This window comes from Clostridium sp. Marseille-Q2269 (assembly GCF_943736985.1).
GTDB lineage: Bacteria > Bacillota > Clostridia > Clostridiales > Clostridiaceae > Clostridium_F.
Genome location: NZ_CALSFS010000002.1, coordinates 1 through 14,473, shown reverse-complemented (window position 1 = coordinate 14,473; position 14,473 = coordinate 1). Strand labels below are relative to the sequence as shown.

8 protein-coding genes, 1 pseudogene and 2 riboswitches are annotated in these 14,473 nt (G+C 26.9%); of the genes and pseudogenes, 2 read left to right on the top strand and 7 right to left on the bottom strand.

Going from position 1 to position 14,473, the window contains the following annotated elements; all coding sequences use genetic code 11:
- The first annotated feature begins 110 nt into the window (after positions 1–110).
- Positions 111–440 (top strand): hypothetical protein, encoded by a 330-nt coding sequence (locus tag NGI68_RS04030; protein ID WP_251860210.1) that lies wholly within the window; start codon positions 111–113, stop codon positions 438–440.
- A 114-nt stretch (positions 441–554) separates the two neighbouring features.
- A complete protein-coding gene (locus tag NGI68_RS04025) occupies positions 555–1,127 on the top strand; it encodes a GDSL-type esterase/lipase family protein (RefSeq protein ID WP_251860209.1) in 573 nt (190 codons plus the stop codon).
- Between the two features lie 163 nt (positions 1,128–1,290).
- On the opposite strand, the gene NGI68_RS04020 is transcribed toward NGI68_RS04025, so the two are convergent.
- The 7 genes and pseudogenes from NGI68_RS04020 to mnmA all read right to left on the bottom strand — a co-directional run bounded on the left by NGI68_RS04020 (position 1,291) and on the right by mnmA (position 13,605).
- A complete protein-coding gene (locus NGI68_RS04020) occupies positions 1,291–1,887 on the bottom strand; it encodes a YdcF family protein (RefSeq protein ID WP_251860208.1) in 597 nt (198 codons plus the stop codon).
- A gap of 535 nt (positions 1,888–2,422) precedes the next feature.
- Entirely contained in the window at positions 2,423–3,862 is a 1,440-nt protein-coding gene (locus tag NGI68_RS04015) for an NCS2 family permease (RefSeq protein ID WP_251860207.1), read from the bottom strand.
- Positions 3,863–3,945: 83 nt separating this feature from the next.
- Positions 3,946–4,045: riboswitch (purine riboswitch) on the bottom strand.
- Positions 4,046–4,373: 328 nt separating this feature from the next.
- Positions 4,374–5,754 (bottom strand): annotated as a pseudogene (locus tag NGI68_RS04010) (alanine/glycine:cation symporter family protein).
- Positions 5,755–5,863: 109 nt separating this feature from the next.
- Positions 5,864–6,024: riboswitch (glycine riboswitch) on the bottom strand.
- Positions 6,025–6,547: 523 nt separating this feature from the next.
- Complete coding sequence (helD, locus tag NGI68_RS04005) at positions 6,548–8,830, bottom strand: RNA polymerase recycling motor HelD (RefSeq protein WP_251860206.1); 2,283 nt, start codon at positions 8,828–8,830, stop codon at positions 6,548–6,550.
- Between the two features lie 273 nt (positions 8,831–9,103).
- Positions 9,104–10,165 (bottom strand): NAD(P)-dependent alcohol dehydrogenase, encoded by a 1,062-nt coding sequence (locus NGI68_RS04000; RefSeq protein WP_251860205.1) that lies wholly within the window; start codon positions 10,163–10,165, stop codon positions 9,104–9,106.
- A 218-nt stretch (positions 10,166–10,383) separates the two neighbouring features.
- Positions 10,384–12,282 (bottom strand): sigma-54 interaction domain-containing protein, encoded by a 1,899-nt coding sequence (locus NGI68_RS03995; RefSeq protein WP_251860583.1) that lies wholly within the window; start codon positions 12,280–12,282, stop codon positions 10,384–10,386.
- 261 nt (positions 12,283–12,543) lie between these two features.
- Entirely contained in the window at positions 12,544–13,605 is a 1,062-nt protein-coding gene (gene mnmA / locus NGI68_RS03990; RefSeq protein WP_251860204.1) for a tRNA 2-thiouridine(34) synthase MnmA, read from the bottom strand.
- Positions 13,606–14,473 lie beyond the last annotated feature (868 nt).

Here is a 14,473-nt window from a genome sequence, read left to right as displayed (position 1 = left end):
AAAATCCTGTCCATTTAGTAAATGTGCAGGATTTTCTATTTTTCACATCTTAAATCTGCTATAATAGAGTAAAATTTAATAATAAAACTTTTCATGGAAGGTATGATAAAATGAAATTTTTACCTTTGGTAATTTTTATATTCATATTGATGCTAGCAATGTGGATATCTAGAAATAACTATAAGAATAGGAAAAATGAATTAATAAGTAATCTAGAAGCTTTTAACAAATACATAGAGACTTATTATCATTCTATGGATCAAAATAAAAAGGAAAAATTTATGTCCCTTTTAAATAAAAATTGGAAAGAAAATTTTATAAGTATATTAAATCATAACTTTTATTATGCTAATAATGTGTGGGCTATTCAGCAACAAATAGCAACTCAAGAAGAATTATTTAGTGAACTAAAAAAATTCAATGAAAATAGTAAACAATAATATTTATCACTAATTATAAATATTAAATTATGCTTATATGCTAATTATATAAAGGTAATCTCATCATTGTCATTCACTATAAAAATGAAACAGAATGAAACAGGAGGAGCATAAATGAAACTAATATGTATTGGAGATAGTTTAACCTTTGGATATGGTGTTAATAGAAATCATTGTTGGGTTACTCTTTTAAAAAACATACTACAATATGAAGTTATAAATAAAGGAATAAATGGTGATACAACTACAGGCATTTTAACAAGATCTTATAAAGATATAGTAAAAAACAAACCAACCCATGTTATAATTTTAGCTGGAACAAATGACTTTTTATTAGGTCGCTCCATAGAAGATGTAAAGAAAAATTTAAATTTATTAATTAAAGAATCTGTAGAGAACAATATAATTCCTATTATAGGTATTCCCATGGAAATACAAATTACTATGGCTCAAAAAATTTGGACATCTGATTTAGATTATTTAAGTGTAAATAATAAACTGAGTGAATATAAGAACTATCTCTTAAATCTTTGTATAGAAAATAATTTAAAATATATAGATTTTTTCTCAGCTATTAAAGAACATACATCAAAATGTAATACATCAGAACTATTTGTAGATGGAATTCATCCCACTTCATTAGGACATAAAATAATGTTTAATAAAGCTTATGAGATATTTAAATAATATCTCATAAGCTTTATTAATCTAACTATTTAAATTTTATATTTAATTAATAATATTAATGTCAACATTCTTAATACATTATCTTATTTACATAAATATTATTAGTTATCTTTTCATATTTAAATATTTATTTTTATAAATAGCATTGAATTATTCTATAATTTTAATTTGGTATTTTAAAATAATATACTAAGAATGCAGGTATTTCTCTTATGAATCCTACTATCTCATGAGAGATATATGGTTTAACAAAAACTCCAGAGTAACTTGCTTTTATTCCCTCTCTTTTACATAATATTTCTGCTCTTTTTAAGTGATATTTATTTGATACTATTATAGAAGATTTTAGATTATTAATATCCATTTTATTTTTAGAAAACTTTATATTTTCCAATGTATTTTTTGATTTATCCTCTATTATTATAAACCTCTTATCCACACCTTTTTGTAGTAGATATTTTTCCATTGCTTTTCCTTCACTTATATTTTCCCCTGGTCCCTTTGCACCAGAAACTATTATATATTTCCCATATCCTTTTCTATATAAATTTAAACCTTCATCTAGTCTCCATTTTAAAAAAGGTGTTGGATCGTTTCCTTTAACCTTGCATCCTAATATTATTATACAATCTGATTTTTTAGGCTTGGATTTAATTCCAAAATAAATTGTTTGAAAAGCTATAAAAGCTATTATTAAAAATATTAAAATTACAATAAAAATAATACTTTTAAATATACTATTAACTCTATGATTTATCAAATTGCTCACTCCTTATACTTTATAAATCGCAGAAAAAAATTTTTGTGATTATAATTTATACTCATTAACTTTTACACTTGATTTAAATGCAACATATAAATTAATCTATTGTTCTGGTTAAATTAGCTCTACAAATCATATTTTGCTAAGTTAAACTTTGAGCCAATCTTACTGACAGTTATATTGATGTTTTAAAAGTATCTCTAATTTTTAATATAACATATACTGTGAATTTTTTAAAATTATATTTAGTATTAACAACTATAATAAGTTTAAAATATATAAAAATCCATATAATATAATGGAAATATGATAATTATATTATATGAATTTTTATATTGTATAATATATTTTAAATAATTTTGTGATTATGTGTATAAAATTATTATTATTGGTAAGTATACTAAATGTATTAACCCCCATTATATAAGTCCCCCATATTGCTTTAATTAATATTACATATAACTTCCTTTAATCAAAATAGAGCCTGAACAATTTTTAATAATTGTTCAGGCTCTATTTATATATTTATCTTTTATTTAGGAAGAATTGTAAATCTAATTATAAATAATATTGCTAATATATAAATTATAGGGTGAACTTCTTTTCTCTTCCCTGTAACTACTTTAACTATTGGATAAAATATTATACCCGCTGATATACCGTTTGCTATGCTATAGCTAAATGGCATTATTGCTATAGTAAAGAATGCTGGTAATGCTTCTGTAAAATCATTAAAATCTATTTTTGTTATAGCTCCCATCATTAATACACCTACTATTATAAGTGCTGGTGCTGTAGCTTCAGCTGGAACTATACCTACAAGTCCACTAAAGAACATTGCTAATATAAATAACATAGCTGTAACAAAAGATGTTAAACCTGTTCTTCCTCCCTCTGATACTCCCGCTGTAGATTCTACATAAGTGGTAACAGTACTTGTTCCAATTAAAGCTCCTGCTGTAGTAGCAACTGCATCTGCTAAAAGAGCCTTATTTAAATCTTCCATTTTACCATTTTCATCAACCATTCCTGCTTTTTCTGCAGTTCCAATTAAAGTTCCTATAGTATCAAACATATCTACTAAACTAAAAGATATAACTACTGTTAAAACACTCATTAAAGCTCCAATTATTCCTGCTCCGCCAAAACCTAAAAGTCCTGCTAAATCTAATTTTAAGAAAGTTGGTGCCAAAGAAGGTGGTGCTGATATAATACTTGCTCCAGCCAATTTTGTTACCCCAAAAGGTATTCCTATTAATGTAGTGGCAATTATTCCTATTAATATAGACCCTTTAATATTCTTAGCCATTAAAATAGCTGTTATACAAATACCTATAACAGTTAATAAAGTTTTTGGATCTGTAAAGTTTCCAAAACTTATAAGTGTTGCTGGACTTGCAACCACTATACCTCCTGATTTAAATCCTACTAAAGCTATAAATAAGCCTATACCACCGGATATAGCAAATTTCAAATTTTGAGGAAGAGCGTTAACTATCTTCTCTCTTATAGATGTAAGTGTTATAACTATAAAAAGTAGTCCTGATATAAATACTGCACCTAAAGCTTGTTGCCAAGTATATCCCAATGTTAAACATACACTAAAAGTAAAGAAAGCATTTAAGCCCATACCTGGCGCTTGCGCAAAAGGCAGATTAGCATAAAGAGCCATTATTAAAGTACCTACAGCTGCTGAAATACATGTAGCTGCAAATACTGCTCCGATAACTGGATCATTTACAGCAGATAAACCAGCCTTTATTGCTGCTTCTCCTACAAGCCCCTTAGAATTCATTCCAGCTTGCATTAATATATTTGGATTAACAAATATTATGTATGCCATAGTAATAAATGTAGTAATACCTGCTATAATCTCAGTCTTAACATTACTACCACGTTCTGATAATTTAAAAAATGAGTCCAAAAAACCTTTATTAGGCTTTCCATAATTTTTTTCCTTCTCCATATACATTGTAATAATCCTCCCAAATAAAAAAAGTTTTTGTTTACGGATCATATATGAGTAAATCCAAAACAAAAACTTTAGTATACTAAATAATAAATGGACTTACCCATAGTCAGAGATTTGCGGTCTCTAGTAGAAACTCTTAACCCGTATTATTAAGATTATATGGATAAAAATATTCACTTAACTTACAAATACATAATAACTGATGTTTATAAATTAGTCAATACTTTTGTTATATATTTTCTTTTAATGTTCCTATCAGTTTGAATGTTAAATATTATTTTTATTTTAATAGTTCGTATATTCTTATTCTATTATTTCCATTTTTAACATTTAGCTGTAAAATAAACATGATAAAATAATTTATTATTGTATTTATAAATATAAAATTCAAATATTTATTCATACTATATATAAATGCCAAATATAATCAAAACAAAATTCAGATAGAATATTACTCTATCTGAATCAATATTTATCTTATTTTATTGTTTTCTATTTTTATTTGTATTATTTACATAGCTATATCTTCAATATTTTTCTTTGTATTAAAAAAATCCTTTGTTTCACTGACAATAACTTCTCTTAATCCTATCAATCCTATTAAATTAGGAATTGCCATAAGTCCATTAACTATATCCGCCACTATCCATATTAAATCTAATTTAACGATGGTATTGCACCTAAGGCTACTATAAATATAAATATAAATTTATAATTTTTATTCCTTTAACACCAAATAAATATTCTGTACATCTTTCTCCATAATAATTCCATCCCAGTATAGTAGTAAACGCAAATAATATTAATCCAATGGTAACAATAAATTCTCCAATTCTAGGCATACTAGATATTCCTAGTTGAAAAGCTGTATTTGTAATAGCTGCTCCTTCTAATCCCTTCATGCTCCATGCTCCTGTTATTATTATTACTATACCTGTCATTGTACATACTACTATAGTATCAAAGAAAGTACCCGTCATAGAAATAAGTCCTTGTCTGACACAAGATTTTGTTTTAGCAGCAGCCGCTGCTATAGGGGCACTTCCTAATCCTGATTCATTGGAAAAAACGCCTCTAGATATACCACTTTTAGCTGCCATCATCACTGTAGCTCCTAAAAATCCCCCTGTGGCTGCACTAGTGGTAAAGGCAGATTTTATTATTAAAGATACAGCATAGGGTAATTTATTTATATTAAATAAAATTATGATTAAAGATCCTATTATGTAAAATAAAGCCATGAAAGGTATAAGTTTTTCAGATACTTTTGAAATACTCTTTATTCCTCCTAAAGTTACTAGTATTACTAAAATTGTTATTATTCCCACTGTAACTTGTATAGGTATATTAAAGGATATTTTTATAGTATTAGAAATAGCATTAACTTGAGTTAATGTACCTATTCCAAATAAAGCTACCCCTATGCCAAACAAAGCAAATAATTTAGCTAATATTTTATTATTTAGTCCTCTTTCTATGTAATACATTGGTCCTCCAGACATTTGTCCATTTTCATCTATAGCTCTATATCTTACAGCCAAAAGACCCTCTGCATATTTAGTTGCCATTCCAAAAAAAGCTGCCATCCACATCCAAAAAATAGCTCCAGGACCGCCTGCAGCAACAGCTGTAGCTACCCCAACTATATTTCCTGTACCAATAGTTGCTGATAGAGCTGTACATAGAGCAGCAAAGCTAGATATATCCCCTTCTCCTTCTAGTTCATCTTCATCCTTTGTAAAAATTAACTTTAATGCTAGTGGTAATTTGTAGATTTGAATAGTTCTAAGTCTAATAGTAAGATATATTCCTGTACCTACCAAAAGAATTAGTAATGGTGGTCCCCATAATAAAGAATCAAATTTGTTTAAAATACTAGTGATTTGTTGCATTTTTTATCCTCCTTAATCTAGTTAATAATGAGGACAAAAGAATTGACTAAAACTAAAAAGACCCCTAATGTATAAAAATAGTACATTAAAAGGCCTCTGGTTATGCTTTAACCCGTCCTCTGTCCTTTTACCTGAGAGTTTCATTTATAAATTTATCTTTATAATATTCAATGTTCTAAACACAAAACTGTATATTATAAATATTATAAAAGTAAATTAAATAAACTTGCTCCTTCGGTGCTCTTTAAGAGTCTCTCCAGAGGCCCGTCCAGTAACGGTCTTTATCCTAAAATAGGAAACCTGAAAGATTAACTTCTTCGGTGTACAAAATTGTAACTCTCCCATTACCTTCATCCGAATGACTATATTAAATTATTTTTAGATTATAACATTTAATTTATAGAATAGTCAATAAATTAAGAAATTTTTAATTGTTAAATTATTGACTGCCTTATCTTCTATATGATATTATTAAATTGTTATATGAGTACACTAAAAAGAACTCTAACAAATATAAACCCATTACTCCCCTCCGCATGTAAATGCGGATCTTTTTATTTGCCTAAAATATGCAGTAATACTTAACTTAAGTATTATATTTTATTATAAAAAATTAATCTGTAAGTCTTAAGGTGATAAATTTATATAAAGCTTTTGATAAATTTTTTATAAAATATAAAGTAGAGTTTTTAGGATTTTAATATTTCTAAAATTTAAAATCTCTTCAATATTGTTAAATATTTGTCATAATTTTGTTTATTTATAATAATTTTGTCAATAAGTTTTTATAATTTTATGTTAATAGTTTAGTTATCTTATCTCTATAAAATACATATTCTTCATGCAATGCTCTTGTTAATACTACATATAAAATCTTCTTATCTAATTCATTTTCTCCATAGTTTTCTTGGCTACAATCATAAATTATAGAACAATCGAATTCCAATCCCTTTGTAATATAAGATGGGATAATTATTCTTTTGGGTAATATTTCAGTATTTTTATCTACTATTTCCCATTGTTCTTGATCTTTCAAATATAAAAACTTTTTTAGATTTTTACATTGTTCATAGTCCTTACAAATTATTGCTATAGTCTTGTCTGCTTTTTTTTCTATATATTCAATAACATTATTTAATTTTTTATAAAAATCTTCTTCGTCCTGATATTGAATACTTTCTGGATATTTCCCATGCCTTAATACTGCTTTTGCTGGTTCTAAATTGTTTTTTTGTTTTCTTAATACTTTATTGGCAAAATTCACTATTTCTACTGTAGATCTATAACTTTGTTTTAATGGAATGTATTCTCCCTCTTCATAAACCTCTTTAACTAGTTTGCCCCAGTCTTCTATACCTTTATAATAATATATACTTTGCCCTAAATCACCTACTATAGTGTATCCTCTAGATTTAGAAATCAACTTCAAAACATATAATTCTAAAGGACTATAATCTTGAGCTTCATCTATAACCATATGTGCAAATTTATAATCATCTACTCCATCTATTTTTATCTTTAAATATAAGATGGCTGCTAGATCTTCTTCGTCTATTTTACACTGATCTATTTCTTTTTCTATTTTATTTTTCATATAACTGACTAATACTTCTGGTATTATGCCATTTGTTGCATAATTTAAGTTTTCTTCATCAATGTACATATCTCTATAAACTTCTACCACATCATCAATTAGCCATTCTTTAATGGTATCATTCAATACTAATTCTGCTTCTAATTTTATTTTTTCCTTCTTTTCATCTCTTTCTTCATATAATTCTATAATATTATCCCTTTGCTGTTTTCCTTCATATCGTTCTCTTGTTTTTCTTATTTTTAAAATATAATCTCTATCTATATCATTCCACACATTTTCAATTTTTTCTTCTATTTTATTCTTTAAATATCTTCCTATTTCAATCTTTCTTTTGTTTAACGGAAGATGTTTTAAATCATTCTTATAAAGTCTTACTATTTCTCTAGAAGGGAACAATACATACCCGTCTATTTCTATATCATCTATAAATATATCATTTAATTCCAAATACTTTATATATCTATCTAACATCTTTTTATAAACTAAAGACCCTTTTAATTTACTACTATTAGTTATAAATTTATTTTCTTTATTATTCTTATCTTCTATAATTTTAACTAACTTTTTATCCTTATCTATTATCTCATAATTAAAGTTTAATATTTCTTGAGAAAATTTATTAAAAGTGCTCTGTTTTACTTTATCTACTCCTAAATTAGGAAGAACTTCAGATATATAATCTAAAAACAATTCATTTGGAGCTAATATTATTATGTCTTCTCCTGTAATTTTATTCTTATATTTATACAATAAATACGCTATTCTATGAAGGGCTATTGTGGTTTTACCTGAACCTGCTGAACCTTGTATTATAAGTGGCTTATACATATTTGCTCTTATAATATCATTTTGTTCTTTTTGTATAGTTGAAACTATATCTTTTAATTTATTTCCTCTATTCTCTTCTAAGTTTATCTTTAAAAATTCATCTATTAAAGCTTTTTCTTCATTATCTTCATTAAAATTTAATATAATTTCATTTATTCCTTCATCAAAAGCATCTATTAATTTTTCATTTTTTATAATAAATTTTCTCTTAAGTAAAAGTTCACCTTCTATATTTCCAATAGGAGCTTCATAGGAAGCTTTACCTTGTACTCCACTATAATAAAGATCTGCTATAGGAGCTCTCCAATCTACAACCATCTCTTCTTTGTCATCTTCATCTAATAATCCTACTTTTCCTATATAAAAACTCTCACTATCTCTTAATTTTTCTTTAAAATCAATTCTAGCAAAATAAGGTATAGAAACTGATGAATTATAAGAATCTACATCTTTTTTATTTATTTGTAAAGAATTATACAATGCTTCTACTTCATAATTATATGCTCCCTTAACTTCCTTATTTATTTGATTTATCTTATTTGATATTTCTTCTTCTCTTTCATTTAAAGATGCTATCTTTCCTTTTATCCATTTTATAGTTTTATTAAGATTTTCTTTTTCAATATTAAAATTTTCTTTTTCAATAGCCATAATGCACCTCCTCAAATATAAAGACGACCTTAATATTTTAACATATTTATAAGGATTTTTTCATTTTATTTAACTTTATTATTTTATTATATAGCAATTTATACATTTTAAAATATATAAATTACTATATAATAACTATAATTACAAAGGCTTTATAGCATAATAAATTAATATATCATCATTATAAACAATAAAAAATAGTGCAATAAAAAACTTTATTACACTATAAAATATTATACATTTATTTCAAATTACACAAACTATATTTAAGTTTTATTTATTTAGTAATACTACAGGTTTAATTAAATCCTTTGGTTTATCCTTCATCAGCAGAAGAGCTTTTTCTATATTATCATAACCTTCAAATACATGTGTAACCAATTTGCTTAAATCCACACGATTATATTTTACAAGGTCTGCAAGCATTTGCATTCTGAGACGTCCACCAGGACAAAGACCTCCTCTAATGCTTTTATGAGCCATCCCACATCCCCATTCTACACGAGGTATTGGAAGTGTTTCACCAGTGCCATGATAGTTAATATTTGAAATTGTTCCTCCTGGTTTAACCATTGACACTGCTTGTCTTAAAGTATCAACTCCACCTCCTGCCATAATGACACGGTTAACACCTTCTCCATTAGTCAATTCTAAGACTTGTTTAACTATATCTCCATTTTTATAATTTACAATATCTGATGCTCCATAAAATTTTGCAGCTTCAACACAAACTGGCCTACTTCCTACTCCTATAATTCTAGCAGCCCCTCGTAATTTAGCACCTGCTATAGCCATTAAACCAACAGCACCTATTCCAATTACTACAACACTTGATCCTAATTGTATATCCGCTAATTCTGCTCCATGAAATCCTGTAGTCATCATATCAGTTATCATAACCGCACTTTCCAATGGTATATTATCAGGTAAAGTTGCAAGATTCATATCTGCATCATTTACATGAAATAATTCTGCAAATACTCCATCTTTAAAATTTGAAAATTTCCAACCTGCTAACATACCATTTGAATGTTGATGAAATCCAGCTTGAACTTCTAAAGATCTCCAATCAGGAGTTATTGCAGGAACAATAACTTTATCACCAGGTTTAAAATCTTTTACTTCACTGCCAACTTCAACAACCTGGCCCACAGATTCGTGTCCTAATATCATATTATGCCTATCACCTAAAGCTCCCTCAAAAACGGTATGTATATCTGATGTACAAGGTGATATAGCTAATGGACGTACTATTGCGTCATATGAACCTGCCTTTGGATTTTCTTTTTCAATCCAACCTACTTTATTTATACCTAACATTGCAAAACCCTTCATAATATAATTCCCTCCTAAGTATAATTTTAAAATATTTATATACTTTCATTTAGCAATTAACATGCCAAAGTATTTTTTTAACCTATAGCTTACATTTCACACTAAAATTATTTTATAAAAAAATATTGTTTAAAAAAACAACAGTTTTTCATTAAAATAGTGTTGCTTTTAACAACATTGTTGCTTTTTTAAACAATATTAATATTTCATATTAAATTTTATCTTTTTAAAATTATATTGTATTTTTTTATTTTTGAATATAAAGTACTTCTATTTATACCCAGAATCTTAGAAACTTTAGTAATATTACCATGGCATTTTTGTATGGAATTTATTATTGCTCTCTTTTCTAGTTGTACTAAAGAGCATAATTCAATTTCTAGATTGTTTTTGTCTATATTCTCCCATGTCTTATCCAAAAATTTTGTTTCAAAATCAAAAGAAATATTTCCATCCATATTTACTATGTTTTCAATGCAATTTTCTATTTCTCTAACATTTCCTGGCCATCTGTAATTTATAAGTTCTTCGTATAAATCCTCACTTATATTAGGTATAGGTTTGTTTAATTTTATAGATTTAACCTTTAGAAAATATTCTATGAGTATTTCTATATCTTCTTTTCTTTCTCTCAATGGGGGAACACATATGGGAATTACACTTAATCTATAATATAAATCCTCTCTAAAAGTACCTTTTTTTACTTCAGCTTTTAAATCTTTATTTGTAGCAGCAATTATTCTTATATCTATGTTTATATATTTATTTCCACCTATTCTTGTAAAAGAACCTTCTTGAAGTACCCTTAAAAGATTAACTTGCATATGTAATGGCATTTCCCCTATTTCGTCTAAAAACAAAGTGCCTCCACTAGCAAGTTCAAATTTGCCTACATGTCCACCACGTTTAGCACCAGTAAAGGCACCCTCTTCATATCCAAAAAGTTCACTTTCTATTAGGCTCTTTGGTATAGCTCCACAATTTATAGCTACAAAACTATTATTTTTTCTGTTGCTATTATTATGTATTGAATGGGCAATAAGCTCTTTTCCTGTTCCACTTTCACCTTGAATAAGAACCGTAGAAGGACTATTAGATATTTTCTTGGCTTGTCTTATTGTTGTTATAAACTTTTCACTTTTACCAACTATGTCATCAAAGGTATATGTAGCAATCATTCCTGTATATTTATTAACCAAATTGTATACATTCATCATGTCTTTAAACATTACAACTGCACCTGTTATAGTTCCATTTTTATTCTTTATAGGGTAGGCTGTTATATTAAATCTTTTCTTTTTATTATTATTTGAATATATAATCTCCTTATTTTCATACTTTTTTCCACTGTTAAGTGCATTTAATATATATTCCCAATTACATAAAATATCTTGTGTCCTTATCTTCATAATATTTTCTTTTTTAATATTCAACATTATGCATGCACTGTTATTTATGGATTTTATTAATCCATTTATATCTGCAGCAAACATTCCTGAATTTATAGAATCTATAACTTTATTCAAATATTGATGTGTTTTAAAAAGTTCATTTTCCGATTTTTCTGCCTCTAAACCATTTTCAATAGACTTTACCGCTGCTACAACTAGTCCTAATGAATGAGGATGAACCAATTGACGTCTTCCAGTTAAATTAAGACATCCAATTATACTTCTTTCTTTATTGTGAATGATAGCTGCAGAACATGTCCATACATTATAAGCATAAATGTAATGCTCATCTCCCGAAATTTGAATGGAACGATCTTCTTTAAGAGCAGTACCTATAGCATTGGTGCCTGTACTCTTTTCACTCATATCAGCACCTTCTACAATCCCCATATCTGCCATATCTTTTATTATATCTTCATCCCCTATAATTATAAGTGGAAAACCTGTTTTATCTGTAAGATATAATGCAAATCCAGATCCTTTTAAAAAATCATAAAGTATTTTTATAAAATGCTTTGCAATTTTTATTAGCTCACCGTTTCTTTCCAACAATACTCTTAATTTATCCTCTTTAAGAATTGTTGTAGGAAAAACTTTCTCTTTTTTTATACCATATTTGATACATCTATTGTGAGATTTTTTTATTATCTCATGGTGATTATAAATTTCCAACTTTTAACCTCCTCTCACATTTATAAATAATTTATTGTTATTGATATATAAATTTATTAAATATATATTTACTATAGCACAAAAAAATCTATGATAACTGGTTGTTATTCATAGATTTTTACCATTATTTAAAATTATTGAATAAATTCATATAAATACCATATAAATAAACCTAAAAAGAACCCTTAGTACAATAATAGCTCTTTATAGATAAAAATTTAAAATTAATATTTAAAATTATAAGCAAAGATTTTATTATGCTATCCCTTCTATTATTCCTCCACCAACTAGCATATCTTTATCATAAAATACTACAGATTGTCCCTTTGTTATAGCCCTTTGTTTATGCTGGAATACTACTTTCACCCTATTATCTTCTAATGGTATTATTGTAGCTTTAGATGGCTTACCAGAATATCTTACCTTTGCTTCTAATTCTATTGGTTCTTCCAATTTATCAAAAGAAATAAAGTTTACAGCTTTTGCTATTAATTCTGTATGAAAAATGTCTTTTTCATCTCCTATGACTACTTCATTAGTAACAGGGTTTATATCTATTACATAAGCTGGTTTTCCTAAAGCAATTCCTAACCCTTTTCTTTGTCCTATAGTATAATATATTATACCTTTATGTTTACCAATTATATTCCCTTGTTTATCAGCAAAATTTCCCTGCTTTATTTTCTTTTTATAGACTCTTTTGATAAATGCTCCATGATCATTATCTGGTATAAAACATATTTCTTGACTATCCTTTTTATTATAAACATCTAATCCTATGTCTTCAGCTATTTTTCTTATGTGATCTTTTTTATATTCACCACAAGGCATTATAGTTCTCTCTAGCTGATATTGTTTTAAATTATACATCATATAAGTTTGATCTTTTTTGTCATCTTCAGCTTTAACTATAACTTTTCTTTCATTTCTCTCTTCTATTCTGCAATAATGTCCTGTAGCCATAAAATCCGCTCCAAATTGTTTAGCAGCATTGAAAAAAGCTTCAAATTTTATAGTTTTATTGCAAGCTACACAAGGATTAGGAGTTCTTCCACTTAAATATTCATCTACAAAATAATCAATGACATTATCTTTAAATTCCTTTTCAATATTTATAATGTAAAAAGGAATATTTAATTTATCTGCTACTTTTCTTGCATCCTCTGCTGCAGATTTATTACAATATTCTTTTCTTTCATCTCTCCACAAATCCATATGAATTCCAATTACATCATAACCCTTTTCCTTTAATATATATGCAGATACAGAACTATCTACTCCTCCACTCATAGCTAATGCAACGGTTCCCTTTGACATTTTATCACCTAATTCCCTATTTTAATCTACTATAATTCAATATGATTATTTTATTGTTACCTCATACTTTTGTCAATACTTAAGAAAATTGTGACGTAAAAAGTCACTACCTTAGATTAAAAAAGGATATGTGGCTTGAAAGGCAATTCACTTCAATAAGAGATTCTAATTTGTTTTTCCTTAAAATATATGATTCCAAATTATAACTCGCTAAACGCTCAAACAATAATTTGGAATGTACATATATTTTGGGAAAACAAATAAGGATCTCTAATTTTGTTCAAATGCCTTTTACACCACATATCCCAATTTTTTAATCTAAGGAAAGATAATATAACTATTTAAACGTAATTTTCTATGGAATAGGAAGTACAAAATGAGCATTTTAATCCTCTTTGTTACATAAAATCTACAATTATTTTTATTATTAAAAGAAAAGGCTTTTAAAAAATTTTCGTTAGAAAATTCATGCGTAGCATACGGAGTAAGTGTATCATTGATAAAATTTACCTATATTAATTTCCTGGCTACGCCAATTGTTTTATCCGACGACTACCCCCTCTAGTACTCCCATCGCACTCTGTGAAAGCCATTCGCACCAAATCGAAGATTTGGACTCTCTGCTTTTCTTGAAAGTTGTATAACGATTTTTTCCTAAAGGATAACGACTTATAAGGAGTAAAACTCCCTCTAAAGCCAACAATTCTGTTTATATTTAAATTTAAAATATTTATATGAAACTGAAAAATTATATAACAGTCTTTAAATGGATTAAAACAAGGAATACTTTTAGGAAAAATAGATATCTAGAAAAATAATTAGAATACTTTATTTGTAAACTAAGATTTAAGCGTAAAGTAAACAGGAC